The organism is Spiroplasma taiwanense CT-1 (genome assembly GCF_000439435.1).
Taxonomy (GTDB): domain Bacteria; phylum Bacillota_I; class Bacilli_A; order Mycoplasmatales; family Mycoplasmataceae; genus Spiroplasma_A; species Spiroplasma_A taiwanense.
In genome coordinates this window covers 795,682-816,328 of the sequence record NC_021846.1, presented here as the reverse complement: position 1 = coordinate 816,328, position 20,647 = coordinate 795,682, and the positions used below count along the sequence as shown (strand labels likewise).

At 24.1% G+C, this 20,647-nt stretch carries 20 protein-coding genes and 5 tRNA genes; 23 read left to right on the top strand and 2 right to left on the bottom strand.

Annotation, left to right across the window (positions count from 1 at the left end; translation table 4 throughout):
• Positions 1-10 precede the first annotated feature (10 nt).
• From STAIW_RS04190 to STAIW_RS04155, 8 genes are all read left to right on the top strand, one after another.
• Positions 11-868: a MurR/RpiR family transcriptional regulator gene (locus tag STAIW_RS04190; protein ID WP_020834585.1), complete on the top strand. Its 858-nt coding sequence runs from the start codon at positions 11-13 to the stop codon at positions 866-868.
• Positions 868-1,218: a hypothetical protein gene (locus STAIW_RS04185; RefSeq protein ID WP_020834584.1), complete on the top strand. Its 351-nt coding sequence runs from the start codon at positions 868-870 to the stop codon at positions 1,216-1,218. Before STAIW_RS04190 ends, STAIW_RS04185 begins: the two co-directional genes overlap by 1 nt.
• Positions 1,219-1,268: 50 nt before the next feature.
• Positions 1,269-2,570, top strand: coding sequence for a lipoprotein (locus STAIW_RS04180; protein WP_020834583.1), 1,302 nt, complete (start codon positions 1,269-1,271; stop codon positions 2,568-2,570).
• Between the two features lie 431 nt (positions 2,571-3,001).
• Positions 3,002-5,707 (top strand): isoleucine--tRNA ligase, encoded by a 2,706-nt coding sequence (gene ileS, locus STAIW_RS04175; protein ID WP_020834582.1) that lies wholly within the window; start codon positions 3,002-3,004, stop codon positions 5,705-5,707.
• Positions 5,708-5,718: 11 nt separating this feature from the next.
• Positions 5,719-6,465, top strand: a complete 747-nt coding sequence (locus STAIW_RS04170; RefSeq protein ID WP_020834581.1) for a signal peptidase II — start codon at positions 5,719-5,721, stop codon at positions 6,463-6,465.
• Positions 6,465-7,373 carry an RluA family pseudouridine synthase gene (locus STAIW_RS04165; RefSeq protein WP_020834580.1) on the top strand — a complete coding sequence of 303 codons (909 nt, stop codon included), beginning with the start codon at positions 6,465-6,467 and terminating at the stop codon, positions 7,371-7,373. The genes STAIW_RS04170 and STAIW_RS04165 overlap by 1 nt, the downstream gene beginning before the upstream one ends.
• A 17-nt stretch (positions 7,374-7,390) precedes the next feature.
• On the top strand, positions 7,391-8,734 hold the full coding sequence (locus tag STAIW_RS04160) for a hypothetical protein (RefSeq protein WP_020834579.1): 1,344 nt from the start codon (positions 7,391-7,393) through the stop codon (positions 8,732-8,734).
• A 3-nt stretch (positions 8,735-8,737) separates the two neighbouring features.
• Positions 8,738-9,208 carry a deoxycytidylate deaminase gene (locus STAIW_RS04155; protein WP_020834578.1) on the top strand — a complete coding sequence of 157 codons (471 nt, stop codon included), beginning with the start codon at positions 8,738-8,740 and terminating at the stop codon, positions 9,206-9,208.
• Between the two features lie 14 nt (positions 9,209-9,222).
• On the opposite strand, the gene rnhC is transcribed toward STAIW_RS04155, so the two are convergent.
• Positions 9,223-10,122: a ribonuclease HIII gene (gene rnhC, locus STAIW_RS04150; RefSeq protein WP_020834577.1), complete on the bottom strand. Its 900-nt coding sequence runs from the start codon at positions 10,120-10,122 to the stop codon at positions 9,223-9,225.
• Positions 10,123-10,223: 101 nt separating this feature from the next.
• Between rnhC and STAIW_RS04145 the strand changes: the two genes are divergently transcribed.
• The 11 genes from STAIW_RS04145 (at position 10,224) to STAIW_RS04095 (ending at position 16,505) form a co-directional block, all read left to right on the top strand.
• On the top strand, positions 10,224-11,747 hold the full coding sequence (locus tag STAIW_RS04145) for a CvpA family protein (RefSeq protein WP_020834576.1): 1,524 nt from the start codon (positions 10,224-10,226) through the stop codon (positions 11,745-11,747).
• Positions 11,748-11,752: 5 nt separating this feature from the next.
• On the top strand, positions 11,753-12,073 hold the full coding sequence (locus STAIW_RS04140; RefSeq protein ID WP_020834575.1) for a holo-ACP synthase: 321 nt from the start codon (positions 11,753-11,755) through the stop codon (positions 12,071-12,073).
• A gap of 77 nt (positions 12,074-12,150) precedes the next feature.
• Positions 12,151-13,020: a thymidylate synthase gene (locus STAIW_RS04135; protein WP_020834574.1), complete on the top strand. Its 870-nt coding sequence runs from the start codon at positions 12,151-12,153 to the stop codon at positions 13,018-13,020.
• Positions 13,020-13,490 carry a dihydrofolate reductase gene (locus tag STAIW_RS04130; RefSeq protein ID WP_020834573.1) on the top strand — a complete coding sequence of 157 codons (471 nt, stop codon included), beginning with the start codon at positions 13,020-13,022 and terminating at the stop codon, positions 13,488-13,490. Before STAIW_RS04135 ends, STAIW_RS04130 begins: the two co-directional genes overlap by 1 nt.
• Positions 13,491-13,493: 3 nt before the next feature.
• A complete protein-coding gene (locus tag STAIW_RS04125) occupies positions 13,494-14,393 on the top strand; it encodes a lysophospholipid acyltransferase family protein (protein WP_020834572.1) in 900 nt (299 codons plus the stop codon).
• A gap of 17 nt (positions 14,394-14,410) precedes the next feature.
• On the top strand, positions 14,411-15,721 hold the full coding sequence (locus STAIW_RS04120) for a thymidine phosphorylase (RefSeq protein ID WP_020834571.1): 1,311 nt from the start codon (positions 14,411-14,413) through the stop codon (positions 15,719-15,721).
• 329 nt (positions 15,722-16,050) lie between these two features.
• A tRNA-Thr gene (locus STAIW_RS04115) sits at positions 16,051-16,126 on the top strand.
• A 13-nt stretch (positions 16,127-16,139) separates the two neighbouring features.
• A tRNA-Tyr gene (locus tag STAIW_RS04110) sits at positions 16,140-16,223 on the top strand.
• 5 nt (positions 16,224-16,228) lie between these two features.
• Positions 16,229-16,303: transfer RNA gene (locus STAIW_RS04105), tRNA-Gln, on the top strand.
• A 20-nt stretch (positions 16,304-16,323) separates the two neighbouring features.
• Positions 16,324-16,399, top strand: a tRNA-Lys gene (locus tag STAIW_RS04100).
• Between the two features lie 17 nt (positions 16,400-16,416).
• Positions 16,417-16,505, top strand: a tRNA-Leu gene (locus STAIW_RS04095).
• Between the two features lie 74 nt (positions 16,506-16,579).
• Here STAIW_RS04095 and STAIW_RS04090 read toward each other — a convergent pair.
• On the bottom strand, positions 16,580-17,410 hold the full coding sequence (locus tag STAIW_RS04090; protein WP_020834570.1) for a hypothetical protein: 831 nt from the start codon (positions 17,408-17,410) through the stop codon (positions 16,580-16,582).
• Between the two features lie 143 nt (positions 17,411-17,553).
• Here STAIW_RS04090 and rpmG point away from each other — a divergent pair, with 143 nt between their 5' ends.
• The 4 genes from rpmG (at position 17,554) to STAIW_RS05720 (ending at position 20,645) form a co-directional block, all read left to right on the top strand.
• Complete coding sequence (rpmG, locus tag STAIW_RS04085) at positions 17,554-17,697, top strand: 50S ribosomal protein L33 (RefSeq protein ID WP_020834569.1); 144 nt, start codon at positions 17,554-17,556, stop codon at positions 17,695-17,697.
• 65 nt (positions 17,698-17,762) lie between these two features.
• A complete protein-coding gene (locus STAIW_RS04080) occupies positions 17,763-18,830 on the top strand; it encodes an aminopeptidase P family protein (RefSeq protein ID WP_041618891.1) in 1,068 nt (355 codons plus the stop codon).
• The gene (gene uppS / locus STAIW_RS04075) at positions 18,782-19,564 is read left to right on the top strand and encodes a polyprenyl diphosphate synthase (protein ID WP_321163251.1); all 783 of its coding nucleotides are present in this window, start codon (positions 18,782-18,784) and stop codon (positions 19,562-19,564) included. Before STAIW_RS04080 ends, uppS begins: the two co-directional genes overlap by 49 nt.
• Positions 19,551-20,645 carry a phosphatidate cytidylyltransferase gene (locus STAIW_RS05720; RefSeq protein ID WP_020834566.1) on the top strand — a complete coding sequence of 365 codons (1,095 nt, stop codon included), beginning with the start codon at positions 19,551-19,553 and terminating at the stop codon, positions 20,643-20,645. The genes uppS and STAIW_RS05720 overlap by 14 nt, the downstream gene beginning before the upstream one ends.
• The last annotated feature ends 2 nt before the right edge of the window (positions 20,646-20,647 follow it).

Below are 20,647 nucleotides of genomic sequence, written 5' to 3'. Positions count from 1 at the left end.
GGAGAAATTTATGAAAATTATAGATTTAGATAAAACAGAGTTAAATGCAACTGAAGAATCAATTTTAAATTTAATCAATAATGATCCGACTTTTTTTTGTACTCATTCAATTCAAGAAGTCTCAAAAGAAAGTAATGTTAGTCCTTCAACAATGACGCGAGTTTGTCAAAAATTGGGATTTAAATCTTTTAAATCAATTCAAATGTTTGTTTATGAAAAATCAAGATTAGAAAGTGATTATTATCAATTGGGTGATGATAAAACAATTGAACAAATTGTTCATAATGTTAGAGGTGCTGCACTTTATACAATTAATGAAACTTTAAGTAATATTCATTATAAAACAATTGAAGATATTTCAAGAAGAATGTATATATCAAATCGTATAATTATTTTTGGTTTAGAGCAACAACAAACTAGTGCAAATTCATTTGTTTTTAACTTAGGAAGAATTGATATCCCAGCTCAAGGAGTATCTAATATTCATACTTATGCTCAAAGAGTTATATTTTTTGATGAAAATGATTTTGCAATTTTTATTACAAGAACTGGTTGAACAAAAGAAATTATTGAATCAATTAAGTGAACATACTCAAAAAAAATACCTATTTTAATATTGACTGCTGATATTGAAGTAACAAAAAAACAATTAGAGCCAGAAGTTAATATTAAAGAAATTTATATAATAGAAACTCAAACTATTAAAGATGATAAGATAAAATATCCATCAATTTCTTCAGTTCCTGGAGAGATGATTATTTTTGACTTAATTTTTAATATAATAGTTAGTTTAAATGACGAATTTAAGGAAAAATTTGCAAAAACTGCAGAAATTTCTTTAAATTGGAATTTTGAAGGACATTTATAATGGAAAAAAATGAATTACAAATGAAAATAAAAAAATTAGAAAAAGAATTAGAGAATTATTATAAAAAAGAAGAATATACAGAAGCAGGTATTAAAAAAACAAAAGAAGTTTATGATATTGCAAGACAAAATGCAGAAAAAATCATCTTTAAAGCAGTAACCTTTACACATGATTTTAAAAAAAGTATTTCAGAAACTCTTTATTTAATCCAAAAAGATAAAAATAATTTTGAAAAATATGTTGATGAATTTATTGAAAAAAATAATTATTTTCTTACAGATGAAATAGATGAATTAAAAGAATTAATAAAAAAAATTGTTGATAAAATTTATAAAGATACTACTTCATAAAACTAATTGTTTTATTGTATAATAATTTTATATATGGGAGAGATTTTAAAATGAAAAAACTACTTAGTTTATTGGCAGTAACAAGTTTAGTAGCAACTTCAACAACATCTGTAATTGCTTGTTCTGATAACACAATATTAGATCTCTCATCTTTAAATTGAAAATGAGATTTAGGAAATTTTGAAGTTAATGATGATGAAATAATTAATCAAAAATACATTATTAAAAAACTTGCAGAAATTAATAAAATTAGTATAGAAAATGAAAGTGATATTGAAAAACTTGTAAATATTTATTTTGATTTTTCTTCAATAACTTTACTAAATTCTACAATTCAACCAAGAGAAGATGAAATAATGCAATATACTGCAAAAATTTCATCAAATTTAAATTCAAAAATAGTTAAAAGAAATCAAACAATTACTTTTAAAGCAAAAGTTTCAGATATTATAAAGGCAAAATCACCAATTGAATATACTGAGCATAATATATCAGGTTATTGGTATCAATGAGAAACTAAAATTGAATCAAAAACTTTATCTGCAGAAGATACATTACTAGTAAATTTAAAAGATTCAAGCTACTCAATTATTAATTTAGCTTATTTATTATCAACTAAAAATTATGATACAAATCTTGATTTGTGATTAACTAAGGAAAATATTGATTATTTAAATACTAGAAATAAAAATATTGATCAAAAAAAATACATAGCTTTTTTTGGTGGCGCAACAGGAGATAGAATGCTTTTTTCATGAGACCAAAAAAATGATTTAAAAATTTCTTTAAAAGAAAAAATAGATACTTTAAATTTAGATGGAATTGATTTAGCAATTTCTGGTCAAACTTTATATAATAGAGAAAGCCAAGAAACTATTTCTCAAGCTATTAGAGAAGTAATGATTGAAAAGTGATTAGAAAATAAAAATTTTTATCTAACATTATCTCCAAAATTACAATATTTATTTTTAAAAGATTATGAAAGAAATTCTGCAAGTTATATTCCTTTTATTGAATCATTACAAGGATGGTATGAAGATATAAATGTATTAATTACAAATATATTTAGAACTAAATATAGCATTATTGCAAAGGAAACAATTACAAGTAAAAATGTTAATTTAAAAAAGGGTGAAATAATATATTCTGCTCTAGGTGCTCAAGAACCTGAATATTTTTATTTAATAATTAGAAGTTTAATTGATTTGTCTTGAAATAATGGATCAGGTTATTATTCACTTGTAAATAAACCTGTAAGAATTGGTTTAGCAGATAAATATGGTGCAATTGCAGGAACAGTAGAAGATATAAATAGTGAAACTAACGAACCAACAAATATAAAAAAGCACTAGATCAGTTAAAAGAAGATGTTGATCAAAGTAAATTAAAAAATTTTGTTGGCTTAAACAACTTTGCAATAAATATTGATCAAGTTATTTCAAATGAGTTTCCAATTAATTCTGAAACTTTAAAATTTAATTACAGTGATTATTTCTCAACTTTGGTTGATGAATTAATAAAAGAAGAAAATAATGAGACACAAGTTTAAAAAACACTTTTCAGAGAGTTAATGTTTGGTGTGAATTAACAAGGAGTTTTTAAGCTTATCACTCATTTTATTAGGAGAAGAAAGGTTTTACACTGATTAGAACTCCTCGTTAGGATTGCGTATAAATCTATTAAAAGATATATAATCATTTTTTGATTATATAAATAGGATGGTACCGCGGTTAAACGCTCCTATATTTAGGAGTGTTTTATTTTTAAGAAGGGAATTTAAAAAATGGAAAAAAATTATAAAGATACTTTGCTAATTTATCAAACTGATTTTGAAATGAAAGCGGATTTGAAATTAAAAGAGTCAAAAATTCAAAATAAATGATTAAGTGAAAAAATATATAATAAAAGATTAAAACAAGTAAAAAATAGACCTACTTTCACTCTTCATGATGGGCCACCATATGCAAATGGAAATATTCATGTGGGTCATTCATTAAATAAAATTTTAAAAGATTTTATTGTTAGATGAAAAAATCAAATTGGATTTAATTCAAATTATATAATGGGTTGAGATACTCATGGTTTACCAATTGAAACTGCAATTGCAAAAACTGGAGTAGATAGAAAAACATTAAGTCCTGTTACTTTTAGAGAAATGTGTAAAAATTATGCACTTGAACAAATTTCAATTCAATCTGAACAATTTAAGAGATTGGGTATTTTTACAGATTATGATGTAAAATATATAACTTTAACTCAAGATTTTGAAAATAGTGAATTAAATCTTTATTTAAAAATGATTGAAAAACAATTGATTTATAGAGATTTAAAACCAATTTTTTGATCACCTTCAAGTGAATCTGCATTAGCCGAAGCTGAAATTGAATATGCAGAAGTTAAATCACCGAGTATTTATGTTGCTTGCCAAATAAAGGATGAAAAATTTGAAAATACATATTTTGTAGTTTGAACAACAACACCTTGAACAATTCCAGGAAATCAATTAATTGCAATAGCAAGTGATTTAGAATATGTTCAAATATCTGTTAAAAATGATTCTCGCTATTTTATAATTGCAAATGATTTATTACAAATAGTCAGTGAAACTATTGGATGAGAAGAAGTTAAAGTAATTAATAAATATAAAGGAATTGAGTTAAAAGGCATAAATTATCACCATCCTTGATATGAACAAAAAACAGGTTTTACTGTAATTGGAGATCATGTTACAAGTGAATCAGGAACAGGTTTAGTTCATACAGCTGGGGGATTTGGAGAAGATGACTTTAAAATAGTTAAAGAAAATAATTTAGAAGCTTTTGCACCAATTGATAAACAAGGAAAATTTGATGTTACAGTAAATGATAAAAAATTGGAAGGAGTTTTTTATGAAGATGCAAATAAAATTATTGGAGAATATTTAAGTAAAAAAAATCTTTTATTAAAATTAAAATTTATAAAACATTCATATCCTCATGATTGAAGAACAAAAAAACCAGTAATGTGAAAAGCAACTCATCAATGATTTATTGGTTTAGATAAAGTAAAAAAAGAAATTGATAAAGTAATTGTTGAAAATGTTAAAACTAATCCAGAATGATCAAAAGAACGACTAAGAAATATTATAAAAGATAGAAATGATTGAACTATTTCAAGACAAAGATTGTGAGGAGTACCAATTATAGCTTTTTTTGATAAACAAAAAAATCCTCATATTGAATTTGAAGTTGTAAAATATGCAATTGATGTAATAAAACAAAAAGGAACAAATGTTTGATTTGAATTACCAGCAGATGATTTTTTACCTGAAAAATATAGAAATCAAGGTTGAACAAAAGAAAAAGATATTTTAGATGTTTGATTTGATTCAGGAAGTTCAAATATTGCATTAGAGCAAAATTTCAATTTACAAAGACCTTTTGATGTATATTTGGAAGGAAATGATCAATATAGGGGATGATTTAATTCATCAATGATAAATTCAGTTATTTTTGATGGAAAGCCAGCATACAAAGAACTTTTAACTCATGGAATGACAAATGATGAAAAAGGTAAAAAAATGTCAAAATCAATTGGAAATACAATTGATCCTTTAGTAATTGCAGATGAATTAGGTGCAGATATTTTAAGATTATGAGTATTATCAACAGACTTTACAGATGATCAAAGAATTGGAAATGAAATATTAAAACAAGTTTCAGAATCATATAGAAAAATTAGAAATACAATGCGATTTATTTTATCTAATTTAGTTGATTTTGATCCAAATTTAAATTATAAAAAAGATTTAGAAGAAGTTGATTTATTTGCACTACATAATTTATCAATTACAAAAGATAAAATAAAACAAGCTTTTGAAAATTATCAATTTAATAATGTTTTTAAGTTAATAAATAATTATATTACAAATGACTTATCATCATTTTACTTAGATTTTATTAAAGATATTATCTATGTTGAAGCAAAGGATTCAATTAGAAGAAGACAAGTTCAAACAGTAATGTATGAACAACTATGAGCATTACTTGATATGTTAAAGCCAATTTTAATTCATACTGTTGAAGAAGTTTATACTCACATGAAAAACATTAAAAAAGAGGATTCAATTCATTTAGTTGATTGAAAAGAACAAAGTTTTATTCAAAAAGATGAATTTGTAAATCGTTGAAATGCAGTTCTTGCACTTAGAAATGATGTAAATGAGGCACTTGAAAAAGCTAGAAATGAAAAAATTATAAAAAAGGGTTTTGAAGCAAAAATATTTATTCAATTAAAAAAAGATTTTGATTATATTAAAAAAATTAAAGATTTGTATCAAATTTTAATAGTTAACTCAATTGAATTTATTTCAGGAGAAGAAAATATTAATTATAAAGTAGCAAATGTTAGTGTAGAATTAAAACAAGGATTAAAGTGTCAAAGATGTTGAGCTATTTTTGATAATTTAATAGATGATATTTGTCAAAGATGTCATGAAGTAATAAATTAGGAAGTGAAATAATGAAAGAATTCTTTTTTAATTTAAAGGGAACTTTAAAAAACTATAATTATATCTTAAAGTACAAATTAGTATGATGTTTACCAATCATACTTTTTTTACTTTTTTTAGACTGATTGAGCAAAGGAATAGTTACTTCAACAATGAATTTGGGTGATGATAAAGAATTTATTTCAGGATTAATTAATTTTGAGTATACAATTAATCCTGGCGCAGCTTATGGGATAAATGCAGATTTACCAACATTGGCTATTTCTATTGCAATATTTGTGAGTTTATTTATAATAGTTGCTTTTATTTTTGTTAAAGACAAATGATGAATACTAGGTATAAATTTTATGTTAGCAGGAAGCCTTGGAAATTTAATTGCTAGAATTTGAGCACCTCCAACAGAAAATGGAATTTATGGTGGTGTTGTTGATTTTTTAAAATTCGATTTTAGTTTTTTAGGATCAGATAGTTATATTTTTAATTTAGCTGATGCTTGAGTTACAATCTCGGTAATATTAATTATTATTGCTTTAATTATTTATTTATATTGTGAAATTTATGAATTAAAATTAAAAAAGAATGAAAAACTTTTTGAAATATACAATGATGTTCAATCACAAAAATTACTTACTTTTGAAATATATTGATCAACTTTTTATAAAAAAGACTCAGAAAATAAAATTTCTTACAAAGAATATATTCAAAAAATGAAAAGTTTTAATATGAAATGAAAAAATGAAAAAAAGGAGAATAATTAATGAATCATATAGAAATAAAGATTGATTATGATTCAGAAAGATTAGATAAATATCTCACAAATTATTTAAAACAGGAATATAATTTTTCAAGAAGTTATATTCAAAAAATGATTGATTCAGGAGAAATTTTAATAAATAATACTTTTACAACTTCAAAATATAATCTTTTAGTTGGAGATATCATTACAATAAATATTAATGAACCTGAAGAAATGAGTGCTAAACCAGAAAATATTGATTTTGAAATTTTATATCAGGATAATGATATTTTAGTTTTAAATAAACCTAATAATTTAGTAGTTCATCCAGCTGCTGGAAATCCTTCAGGAACATTAGTTAATGCTTTACTTTATAAAATTAAGGATCTATCTTCAATTGGTGGAGTTTTAAGACCTGGAATTGTTCATAGATTGGATAAAATGACAACAGGAATAATGATTGTTGCAAAAAATGATAATGCACATAAAAAACTAACAGATATGTTATCAAAAAATGAAATTCACAAAGAGTATTATGCAATTGTACATGGAGTAATTGAACCAAATGCAGGATTAATTGATGCACCAATTGGTAGGCACAAAACTGATAGAAAAAAAATGACCGTAACAGACATTAATTCAAAACATGCCAAAACTAATTTTAAGGTAATTCAAAGATTTGAAAAACATACTTTAATTAGCTGTGTTATTGAAACAGGAAGAACACATCAAATTAGAGTTCATATGAATTACATTAAACATCCAGTTTTAGGAGATTATCTTTATTCCTATAGAGAAGATCAAAAGTTAGAATTTGGTCAATATTTGCATGCTTACAAGCTTGAATTTAATCATCCTATTACAAATAAAAAATTAGAATTAATATGTGAATTACCAAAGGAATTTAATGATAAAATAAAAGAGTTATAAAGATAGGTGTATAAAATATGAAAACAAATTTTAATGAACTTAAACTTAATTTAGTTAATTATTTTGTTAAAGTTGAAAAATATAAAGCAGTTGAGAAATTTAGCTCTGATTATGTTTCTTATTTAGTAAATAAAAAAAATCAGTACAAAATAATTAGAATTACTATTGGATCACCTGTTAGTTCAGATAAAAATCTTGAACAATTGAAAGAAGAACTAAAAGAAGCAAAAAGACAAAAAATTCAAATTTTGAATATTGCAATTACTTCAGATAAAATTGAATTGGAATTTGAAGGGAAATTGGTTATAGTTGACTCAGTTGAATTAGCTATGAAAAGGTTAGTTAAAATTTTTCCAAAAATTAATTCATTAGAAAAAAGATTTAAAAATCAATTAAAAGAAGAGGACGAAGACGGAATTGAAAATATTTCAACAGAAGAAGTTATTGAAATGTTAACAAATCCTTCAAAATCTTCAAATCTTAAGTTAAAAAATGCAGTAGCAAGAATGAATCGTCATAGTAATATTTCAATAGTTCTTTCATTAATTTTTATAATTATGCCAATTGTTACAGTTATTTTATCTTTTATGTTTTTTTCAAATTCATCAATAAATGGTTATGTTGTTGATTTATTTTTTGGTGGAACAAATAGAAATTTAACAATTAATGGTCAACAATGGTGAAGAGTTTTTACTTATGGGTTTACAACAAATTCTGGTGGAATAATTTTTGCTTTAATTCAAATTTTCTTTATTTCAGGAATGGCAATTAAACTATCTCGATATACTGAGGGACTTGTTGGCTCAATTAAATTTGCTGCAGCAGTATTTATTACATATCCATTAGCAGGTTTTTTTGTATCAACAAGTTCTGTTTCTGAAACTTATATTTATTCTGGTAGTCTTGGATTCTTAGCAAGTATTGTTGGTATTTTGGGTGTTACAACTTGATCTAAAAAAAGAGAAGCAATCCAATTGTTCTCAAAAAATAGATTAGTTATTCCAATCATTATGCTTGTAATTTATCCACTATTTACTTCTTCATACTTTCAATACATCTTAATAATTGCTTCTGCTGCAATTAGTACAAGTATTACTGTACTTTTAACATATGATTGAAAAAATAGTAGAGATAAATTATTTATTTTACCAATTTTTATATTAGCAGCATGTATTTTGGCAGCATTTACATTTACTTTTATACCATCATTTTCTTCAGCACATGATATTTATTCATTAAATGCAATTAGTTTATATAAACAAAAAGGTTATATTTCAATTGAAGGTGCAAATAAACTATTTAATTTAAACGGTTGATACTGGTGATATGATACTAGTGGCACTTTACATAGTGGGTTATAAAATATGAAAAGAAAAAATTATATTGATTGAGACACATATTTTCTTGCAATGGTTCAATTAAATGCAATGAGAAGTAAAGATCCAGATACTCAAGTTGGTTCTGTCATTGTTAATGATTTAAAACAAATTATTTCAACAGGTTATAATGGTCTTCCAAGAGGATTAAGCGATGATAATTATCCTTGAAATAGAAAAGGCGAATTAGAAAATACTAAATATCCTTATGTAGTACATGCTGAATTAAATGCAATATTATCTTCAAAAGAATCAGTTATAAATTGTATTATTTATACGAGTTTATTTCCTTGTAATGAATGTACAAAAAGTATAATTCAATCAGGTATAAAAAAAATAATATATTCTAATGATAAATATAATGGAACAATTGAAAATAAAATTGCAAAAAGAATGCTTGATGATGCGGGAATTATTTATGAAAATAAAAAAGAAGTTAAACTAAAAATAATGGATTAAAAAAAAGATTTAATTTAAATCTTTTTTTTAATTTCATCATTAAAATGCAATTTTATAAAATTAATAGATTCAACTTTAAATTCTTTTTTATATTTTTGTACAAATAATTTAACATTATTCCCAGCTCCTAAAGGAAGTTTAATTTTATAAGTGTTTTGCAGGTTTTCTATTTCACTTAGAAAAAAATATCTTGCAATTATGCTTGCACAAGCAACAGCTAAATATTTTGACTCTGCTTTTGTTTGAAAATAAATATTTTTAACAATATCTTTTTCTTTTTCTAAATAATAAAAATATTTATTCTCATTAACAAATTGATCCATAATTATAGGCACTGTTTTTAAATCATTATTTAACTCAATTACTTTTTTTAGTGAATTATTATGAGCGATTGCTTTTAAAAAATGTGTATTTTTATAAAAAGTATATTTTTCATTGTATTCCTTATTTTTCATTATATAAACACTAAATTTAACCTTATCTTTTAATTGAAAAAATAATTTTTCAATTTTTTCATTTGAAATAGTTTTTGAATCTTTTATCATATTTATTAAATTTAAGTTATTTTTTTCAAAGTCCTTGTCCAAATAACAAGCACAAGTAACTAAAGGACCAAAAAAATCACCAACACCAACTTCATCACAACCAATATTAGGTAATTCTATAATTTTATTGTTTACTATTTTATTAATTAAATTTTTATCTTTTAATAAATTATATTTATTTGCTAGTAAATTAGCACTTTTTCCTTGAAATAAAATGGTTTTATTATTATAAATATTTATAACTGTATTATCTTCTAAACGAAAAAAATATCTTATATTAGCATTATTATTTTTACTTATTAAAAATTTTTTATTATCTTTGATAATTGTATTTATTATTGAAATTTCAACGTTTTTAAAGCTATTCATAGTAACCACCGTTCTTTTAATAAATTATAAAGTAAAATAAGTATTAGGTATCATACTAATAAAATTGGTATAATAATTTTTAGTAGAAGGGTTTGTGAAATATGCTAATTAATATTGGACCTTGATGACTATTTGATTTAATAGCAATTTCTGTAATAATAGGTTGTACTATTTTTGGAATAGCTCGTGGATTTTTTATGTCTTTTTATATTTTAATAGTTGAAGTAATTGCAGTTATTATTTTAATGTTTATACCAGCATTACTTACAAATTCATTAAATCCATTGGTAATGAAACTATTAGTTAAATTTGGTTTAACAGATCTTTTTAGTGCATTTGGAGATAGTTTATCAGGCTTTATTACTGGTTTATTACCAGGAGGAACTGAAAATCTATCTATTGACGGTTCTGGTGCTTCTTATGAGGTTTTAAAAACATTTTCAGCACTAATTTTATATTTATGTTTAAGTATTTTTATATTTTCACTTGTTAACTTAATTGGATTTATTCTTTACTGACCAATTAAGAAAAAACTTAAATCTATTAAAGTTGTTGGTAGTGTTGATACTTTATTAGGGGCTTTTAATGGATTAGCTTTGGGTATGATATTATCAATGAGCGTGAGTTTTTTTGCAAGTTTTCCAATATTTTCAACAGATACTCAAAAAATAGGTCTTACTGATACTTCAAATTGAAGTGATCAAGATTATTATGATTATATTGAAAATGGTGGATCATATAAAAAATATTCGATAGCAAATAATATAACAACTTCAATTCCAAGTATTCCAATTTTTTCTTTTACATATACTAATTCTTGTGTTTCAAAATATATTATTAAACCAATGTTAGTTATGGGTACAGAATTATCTAAAAATGAAAATTTAAGTACGTTATCAAATTTCTTTATAATTTATGAAGATTTATTAACAGAGGGTTATTCATCAGATAATCCATTAAAATCACCAATTACAACTTGTATAGAAACAATGCCAGAAGATTCGAGATCTATTTTCAGGTTACTTTCTGAAGCAATGTTATATGGTTCAAAAGTTTTTGCAGCACAAGATTCAGCTAATGAAAATACTTCTTTACATAGTATTGATTTAATTAATGCATTAGATTCATATTATGTTTCTACAAAAGGTTCAACAGAGGGAATTCATGATGCTTGATTAAATGAAGAAGAAATGGTTAATTTTTACTCATGGGCTGAAAGTAATCAAATGGAAAATCCTTTTTTAACTCTTGCACAAAATATTAATGAAACTTGAGCAACAACAGAAACAATAAAGGAAAGATATATTGTTTCTGTTTTGAAAAATCCAAATTTAGTGTATAAATTTTTAAAAAATATTAATTATGTGAATTCTATTACAAGAAAGAATTTGGATACTTTACCTTTTATTTCTTCAAGTTATTCTTCGACTTATTTATTTCAAAATTTGGAAATAGTACCTTCAGGAGAACTTAAATTTGGTCAATTTTCAAATAATTTATCAACAGGCAAAACAATTGCTGACATAAGCATAAATGAAAATAATTTTTGAGAAAATTATAATAAAAGAGGATATTATTGAATACGCTACTATTTTGATTTTGCAAATAGTAGTTTGTGGAGTTAAAAAAAATGGCAAAAATAGGAATAGATATTATTGAAAATAGTAGAATTAATTTATCAGAGAAATTTTTTAAAAAAATTTTACACTCAGATGAATTATTAATATTAAATAAATTTTCATCTGAAGAAGCAAAAATTGAATTTGTAAGTGGTAGATGAGCTGCAAAAGAAGCAATTATAAAGTGTTTTGAACAACCAATTTCTATGAGTAAAATAAATATTGTCTACATTAATAATAAACCAGTTATTTTAAATGATGATTTAAAAGGAATTGAAATATCTATAAGTCATGAAAAAAAATATTCGGTTGCAGTCGCATTAAATCTATAGTGATATAGATTTTTTTATTGAAATTTATATTTAATTTATTTTTTTTAATCTAATATATAATTTATAAAGGTGATTATATGAAACAATATTTAGAATTAGTAAATGATATTTTAAAAAATGGTGAAAAAAGAGAAGATAGAACAAATACTGGTACGATATCAAAATTTGGAATTCAATCAAGATATGATTTAAGGGATGGATTTCCATTAATAACTACAAAAAAAGTCTTTTTTAAAGGCATAGTACATGAAATTTTATGATTTATAAAAGGAGATACAAATATAAAATATTTAATCGATAATGGAGTTAATATTTGAAATGAATGACCATTTGAAATATTTAAAAAGTCAAAAGATTATAATAATGAGTCTTTAACAGAATTTATTGAAAAAATAAGAAAGGATAATAATTTTGCAAAGAAACATGGTGATCTGGGACCAGTATATGGTAAACAATGGAGAAATTTTAATGGTGTTGATCAATTTGCAAAATTAATAAATGATATTAAAACAAATCCATTTTCAAGAAGATTAATAATATCTGCTTGGAATCCAGCAGAAATTGAAACAATGGCTTTACCTCCATGTCATTCACTATTTCAATTTTACGTATCAAAGGATGGTTATTTAGATTTACAGTTATATCAAAGAAGTGGAGATATTTTTTTAGGAATACCTTTTAATATTGCAAGTTACTCTTTATTATTAACTTTAGTAGCTTTAGAATGTTCTTTAAAACCACGCTACTTTATTCATACAATTGGAGATGGACATATTTATCTTAATCATTTAGATCAAATTAACATTCAACTTTCAAGAACACCTATGCCTCTTTCAAAATTAATAGTAGATTTCAATAATAAATCAATCTATGATATTAAATTTGAAGATATAAAAATTGAAAATTATCAAAGTCATCCTTCAATCAAGGGAAAGGTTGCTGTTTAATGGTTATATTAATATGAGCTCAAACAAAAAAAGGTGTTATTGGTTTAAATAATAAACTTCCTTGAAATATAAAAGAAGAAATGCAACATTTTATTAATTCAACAAAAAATAAAACTATTTTGATGGGAAGAAATACTTGAGAATCTTTAACTATAAAACCACTACCAAATAGGCAAAATATTTTAATTACTTCAAGAAGTCTGGAAAAAAGGTATAATAATGTTGAAATCTCAACAGACTTAGATCTTATTTTGGAGAAATACAGAAATTCTCAAGAAGATTTATATGTAATTGGTGGTCTACAAATTTATTTAACTGCATTAAAATTTGCAGATAAATTAATTATTAGTGAAATAAAAAAAGAATATAATGGAGATACTTTTGCACCAAAATGAGATAAAAAACAATATAGATTAGAGTCCAAAACTGAATTTGAAGAATTTATTGTTTATGTGTATGAGAGGAATTAACAAATGATAAAAAATGAAATAAAAGAAGAACAAACTGATGTTAATAAAATTGAAGAACTTAGCCCTGTTGAAATAGAAGAAGCAAAGGAAAAGACAGAAACTGCTCATTTAAGTAAAGCAAAATTATTTTTTAATATGCTTAGTATTTGATCAGTTATTAAAAAAGCAAAAAAAATTAATAAAAAAATTAAGAATGATCCTAATTTTTATACAGAAGAATGAAGATATAATTGAGTTAAAAAAAAGTGTAGAAAAGTTTTAAAATTAACAAATGTTTATATTGATGTTGTAGGAATTGAAAATTGACTTGATAGAGGAATTGTTTTGGCACCAAATCATCAATCAAATTTAGATCCAATTTTAATGTTTTCAGTTAATGATTTTTTAATTCAACAGCCTGTGGCTTTTATTGCAAAAAAAGAATTATGAACACAAAAAATATTTAAAAATTTTATGAATCTAACAGACAATGTACCGATTGATAGAAATAACCCAAGAAGTGCATTAACTGCTGTTAAAGAAGCAAAAGAATTAATTTCTGAATATAAAAGAAGTTTGGTTATTTTTCCAGAAGGGACTCGAAGTGCAAAACAAGAAATTGGTGAATTTCAATCTGCAAGTATGAAAGTTGCTCAAATGGCATATGTACCAATAGTTCCAGTAACTATTATTGATTCATATAAATTATTCATTAAAAGACCAAAAGGAAAATTTAGAATTAAGATTATTTTTGGAAAACCTTTAATGCCTGAAAAATTTATTTCTTTGAAAACAGAAATGTTAACAAAAAATGTTCAAAGAGAAGTTCAAAAGAATATGGATTTATATAAGGATTGAGATCCAAAAAAACTTAATATAACACCTAAAAAAATTGATAAAAAAAGTAGAGTAGTATTTTATTAATAGAATAGGAGATTAAAATGAATTTTTCAACAATTATAGAAAAAAAGAAAAGATCTATTGAATTAGATGAAAAAGAAATAAAATGATTAATAAAATCATTTGTAGATAATTCATTAAAAGATTATCAAATGTCTGCATTTAATATGGCAGTTTGATTTAATGGAATGACTCCAAAAGAATTAGGTATTTTTACACAAGAAATGATAAATTCAGGAAAAACTTATAATTTTGATGGAGTTGATGGTATAAAAGCTGATAAACATTCAACAGGTGGAGTTGGAGATAAAACAAGTTTAATTTTTTCACCACTTGTTGCAAAATTTGGTGTAAAAGTTGCAAAACTTTCAGGAAGAGGTTTAGGTCCAACTGGAGGAACAATTGATAAGTTAGAAAGTTGTATTGGTTGAACTGGAGAAATTTCAGAACAAAAATTTAAAGAAACTTTAAATAAAGTGGGTATCTCAATTATGAGTCAATCAAAAGAAATTGTCCCAGCAGATAAAAAACTTTATTCTTTAAGAGACGTTACAGGAACTGTTGATTCAATTCCATTGATTGCATCTAGTATTATGTCAAAAAAACTTGTTATACCAGCAGATAGCATAATTCTTGATGTAAAAATGGGAAGTGGAGCTTTTATGAAAGATTTGGAAAGTGCTGTTAAACTTTCTAAAACAATGATTTCTATAGGAAAAGAACATAACAGAAATGTTAATGTAATGATTACAAATATGGATAAACCACTAGGTAGAGCAATTGGTAATGCAATTGAAGTTAAAGAAGCATGAGACACATTGAATGGTAATGGTCCTGAGGACTTAAAAGAATTATGTGTTATTGCAGCAGCTTTAACACTTGTTGAAAATAATATTTTTAAAAATTTAGAAATTGCAAAAAAAGAATTATATAAAGTTTTAGAAGAAAAATCTGCAGCACCTTTGTTAAAGGAATTTGTTGAAGCTCAAAATGGTAATTTTAATTTAATTTTAGATTATGATAATAGTTTTAAAGTAAAACATAAAATTGAAATAAAAGCAGATACTGATGGCTATCTTTCTTTTAAAACTGCAGATGATTTGGGCTATCTTTCAGTACTTTTAGGGGCAGGGAGAGCAACAAAAGAGGAACAAATTGACTTTGCAGCAGGAATTTATTTAAATAAAACAACTAATGATTTTGTAAAAAAAGATGATTTAATTATGACTTTATATACAAATAGAAATGACATTGAAAATTTTATTAAAACAGCAAAAGAATTAATTGTTTTAAGTAATCAAAAAAGTGAAGATAATTTAATTTTAAAATTAATTTCTTCAAAGGATATTTAAAAAAAATTTATTTTTTATTTTATTAAAAATTAAAAAAACTTTATTAAATATTGAAATTAAAATTCATATAACTTATAATATTTTAGACTAGAGCTTGCTTTTTACATTAGCCCAAATGTTTATTTAGCCCTATCAAATGAACAAAATAATTAAATTTATAATATTTTATAATTTAAGCTTGTTCTAGTTCTTATAAAATAAGTACTCCGCCCAGAGTACTTTTATTTTGAAATTAAATATAAAAAATATAATACTTTTTTAAAAATATATTGACTTTATTTATTATTTTTTTGTATAATTGAAAAGGTTCTTACTTTAAGAAGAATACTGCTGACTTAGCTCAGTTGGTAGAGCAATTGACTAGTAATCAATAGGTCGAAGGTTCGAGTCCTTTAGTCAGCACCACTTATATTATATTGGGGAGATAGCGAAGTGGCTAAACGCGGGTGGCTGTAAACCATCTCCTAACGGTTCGGCGGTTCGAATCCGTCTCTCCCCACCATTTATTGGGCCATAGCCAAGCGGTAAGGCAATGGACTTTGACTCCATCATGCGCCGGTTCGAATCCTGCTGGCCCAGCCATTTATTTTTATATTATTATTGTCTCGTTAGCTCAGTCGGTAGAGCAACTGGCTTTTAACCAGTGGGTCATAAGTTCAAGTCTTATACGGGACACCATTTATTTTTTATATATTCCCCGGGTGGCGGAATTGGTAGACGCACTGGACTTAAAATCCAGCGACTTTAAGCGGTCGTGCCGGTTCAAGTCCGGCCCCGGGGACCAAATTAGGACTTGATTTAAAAACACTTTTTTCAAAAGTGTTTTTTTATTTTTAAATTAAGAAATAAAAAAACAAACTATAAAGTTTGTTTATATTGATCTAGTAATAATTGTAAATCATAATTTTTTGAATATTCATCAAGATTATTTGTATAATTATAATTATTTACTTTCATTGCAGCAGAATCAGTAGAACCTTCTCCTCCAGTTGAAGAACCATTAATCTTATTAACAATCTCAGTTTCAATTTCACTATTTAAAAACTCACTAACAATTGGATCAAATAACTTATTTAAAGAATTTTCATCTCAACCTAAAGAATCTTTTTCAAATCCTTGAGTTCAACTAACTAGTTTTCCATTTCTAATAGTTAGAAAGAAAGGAGTACCCTTATTAGAATCAAAGTAAGTATTTACTTTTTCTTTAGCAATTTTTTTAAATTTATATAGATCTGAATTATTTATTGATGAAGCAATTAAATTATCAAAATATATTTCAATTACTTTATCTTTAATTCAATCTAATAAATTTATACTTCATTTTTCTTTAAAGTTATTTGCTTTTTCTTCTGTTTTAAATGTTCTAAAGTCAACAGGTTTATTGTTTGTTAATTTTTCTCCAAAAGCTGTTAAAGAATCTTGATAAACATTTTCTGTGTATAAATTTTGGTAATCTGTACTCATTTTAGTTAGTTTTTGTTCAACATAAGTTTTCTGATTATCCATTGCGTTTTCAAATTGAACACAATAATCACAATCATCTGCTCCAATATAAAGTACAAAAGATTCTTTATTTGCAATTCAACCTTCAAATTTTTCAAAGTATTCATTTGAACTACAAGCAACAACAGTTATTGTTGATGATGATACTAACGTTATAGCCGAAACTGCACTTAGTAACTTTTTCATGATATCACTCCTAAAAATACTATTATTATTTTACACATTTTTATTAAAAAAATAGTATTTAAATAAAAAAATAAGACTTTTATAATTTTTTTTGATATTATTAATTTGCTTAATATCTTAATAAAAATAAGGAGGCTAAAAATATGCGTGAAGGAGTTATTCTACGTTGTTCAACTTGCAAAGAAGAAAATTATATTGCAAAAAATGATAAAAGAAAGAATAAAATAGAAGTTAAAAAACATTGTTTTAAATGTAATTCTCACCAAATACATAAACAAAAAAAATAAGGATTCAAAATGTGAAATTTACTTTTTGTTTCCTTTTTTTATAAAAAAGAAGGAAAGAGTGATAAATTATGAAAAAAGAAATATTAAATAAAATATTAGAGGAAACAAATTCGGATGCAATTTTGTTATATTCACCACAAAATAGATACTGATTTTCTAGATTTCAATCAAGTTTAGGATACATTTTATATACAAAATCAAAAAGTTTTCTATTTTTAGATGGAAGATATATAACAACTGCAAGAGAATCAAAATCAATTAATAATATTGATGAAATTATTGAATTTGGAAAAGTGTATGAATTAATAAATGAAAAAATTGAACAAAATTCTATTAAAAAAATAGTTTTTGAAAATGATTGAATTTTTGTAAATCAAGCAGAATCATTTAGTAGAAATATTAAAGCAGAAGTTATTGGTTATAATTTTGATAGTGTAAGAATGGTAAAAGATAAATGAGAAATTGAACAAGTTAAAAAAGCTTGTGAAATTACTCACAAGGTTTTTTTAGATGTTTTACAATTTGTAAAACCTGGAATGACAGAAAAAGAATTATCTCACTTTGTAACAAATAGTTTTTTACAAAATGGTGCAGAAAAATTAAGTTTTGATACTATTGTTGCAAGTGGGAGAAATGGAAGTAAACCACATGCAGTACCAACTGATAAAATAATCGAAATTGGTGATTTTGTTACTTTAGATATGGGTTGCATTTACAATGGTTATTGTTCTGATCAAACAAGAACATTTGCAATGGGAAATGATGATAATAAAAAATTGAAAGAAATTTATGAAATAGTTTATCAATCTCAACAACTTGGAATTGAAGCAATTAAACCAGGCATTTTAGGAAGTGAAATTCATAAAATTTGTTTGGATTTCATTGATAAAAAAGGATATGGTAAATATTTTACACATGGAACAGGACATGGTTTAGGTATTGAAATTCATGAAGAACCATATAATTCAGTTGCAGGTAATAAGAAACTTATTGAAGGAATGTGTGTAACTGTAGAACCAGGTATTTATATTCCTGAAATTGGTGGAATTAGAATTGAAGATGATATTCTTGTAACAAAAGATGGATATGAATATTTAACAACTCCATTAAGAGAGTTACAAATAGTAAAATAAAAGAGGCGGTAGTTATTAAAAAATTACAACATATTGCCTTCATTTTGGATGGCAATGGAAGATGAGCAAAAGAAAGAAAAAAACCGAGAACTTATGGTCATAAAATAGGAATGCAAAATATTTTTCCCACAATTTTAAATTTAAAAAAATATAATATAAAATATGTAACTTTATTTTGTTTTTCAACTGAAAATTGAAATAGACCAAAAAAAGAAATTGAGTATTTGATGAAATTTCCAAGTGAAATTTTTTCAGAAAAAAAGAAAAAACAATATTTAAAAGAGGACATTAAAATAAATTGAATTGGTAGAAGAAATATTGTTCCTGATTCAGTTAGAAAAATTTTAGAGGACTTAGAAAATGAAACTAGAGAATGCAAAACAATTATTGTTAATTTTGCATTTGATTATGGATCATTTGTTGAACTAGAAAATTCATTTAAAATAGTATTAAATAATATTATAAATAATCAAATGAATATTAATGAATTTAGTATTCAAAACATTATAGATAATTTATACACTAAAAATATTCCACCAGTTGATTTATTAATAAGAACTGGTGGGGAACAAAGAATTAGTAATTTTATGCTATTGCAATTGGCTTATTCAGAACTATATTTTACAAAGGTTTACTGACCAGATTTTTCAAAAGATGATTTAAAAGAAGCTATTGAAGATTTTAATTTAAGAGATAGAAGATTTGGAGGAATAATGGAAAATGAAAAAAAATAAAAAGAGTAAAGAATTTGAATTAACAGAAATTGTTGATTTAACACCTGAAAATAATGAAGTTGGTATAAATCGTTTTAAAACAAAAGATGGTATACATAGTTTTAAAGTTAGATTTGCTTCAACAATTATTTTATTATTATTTTTATTATTCTTTATAGTTACTGGTGCACTTTATACATCATTAATAAACATTTTTGACACAGATATTTTTTCATATCTTTCAATTGTTTCAACGATATTAGTTCTTTCATTTTGTTTATTTGAAATTAATATGGCTTTAAACTTTTCAAAATGATATTTACAAATGTTTTTTATTTTAGTAGGTATTTTTATATATATTTTTCCAACATCAAAAGATTTATATAATTTTTCTTTTTATCAAAAAATGAATTTATCTTCTTGATTTTCTTCTTGACAATTACCAGTAATTATTTGTATTATTTTATTTTTTTACTTTTTATCATCATTTATTAATAAAAGCATTTTGAAAAAAGATACTTTAGTAAATTTTATGATATCAATGATAATAATTTTTGGGTTAAAAGGTTTTTCAATTGCTTCATTATCATTAAATCCATTTTATGAAGTAACAGAATCAATTTCTGCAAGATTTTCATTTAATACAATTATTTGAATATGATTAATGATAATTTTAAGTGATTCATTTGCATATATTGGAGGAATGACACTTGGAAAAACAAAATTAGCTTCTGTAATTTCTCCAAAAAAAACTTGAGAAGGTGCTTTAATTGGTTTAAGTGTGTCTACATTTTTTGGAATTATTTATGCTTTAATATTTATATTTACTTTAGATGACTATAAACCATTAAATGAAACAATGGAACTAATAAAAACAAAATCTCAAGCAATACAGATATTGATTTATATTTTATTAGCTGTTGCATTTCCTATAATTGGTTTATTTGGAGATTTGTTATTTTCATGAGTTAAAAGATCTGTAAAAATTAAAGATTTTTCTAAATTAATTCCAGGTCATGGTGGTTTATTAGATAGATTAGATTCAATAGTTTTTTCATTATTTATTTTATTTCTATTTCTTACTTTAGCAAATACGGTTTAAAA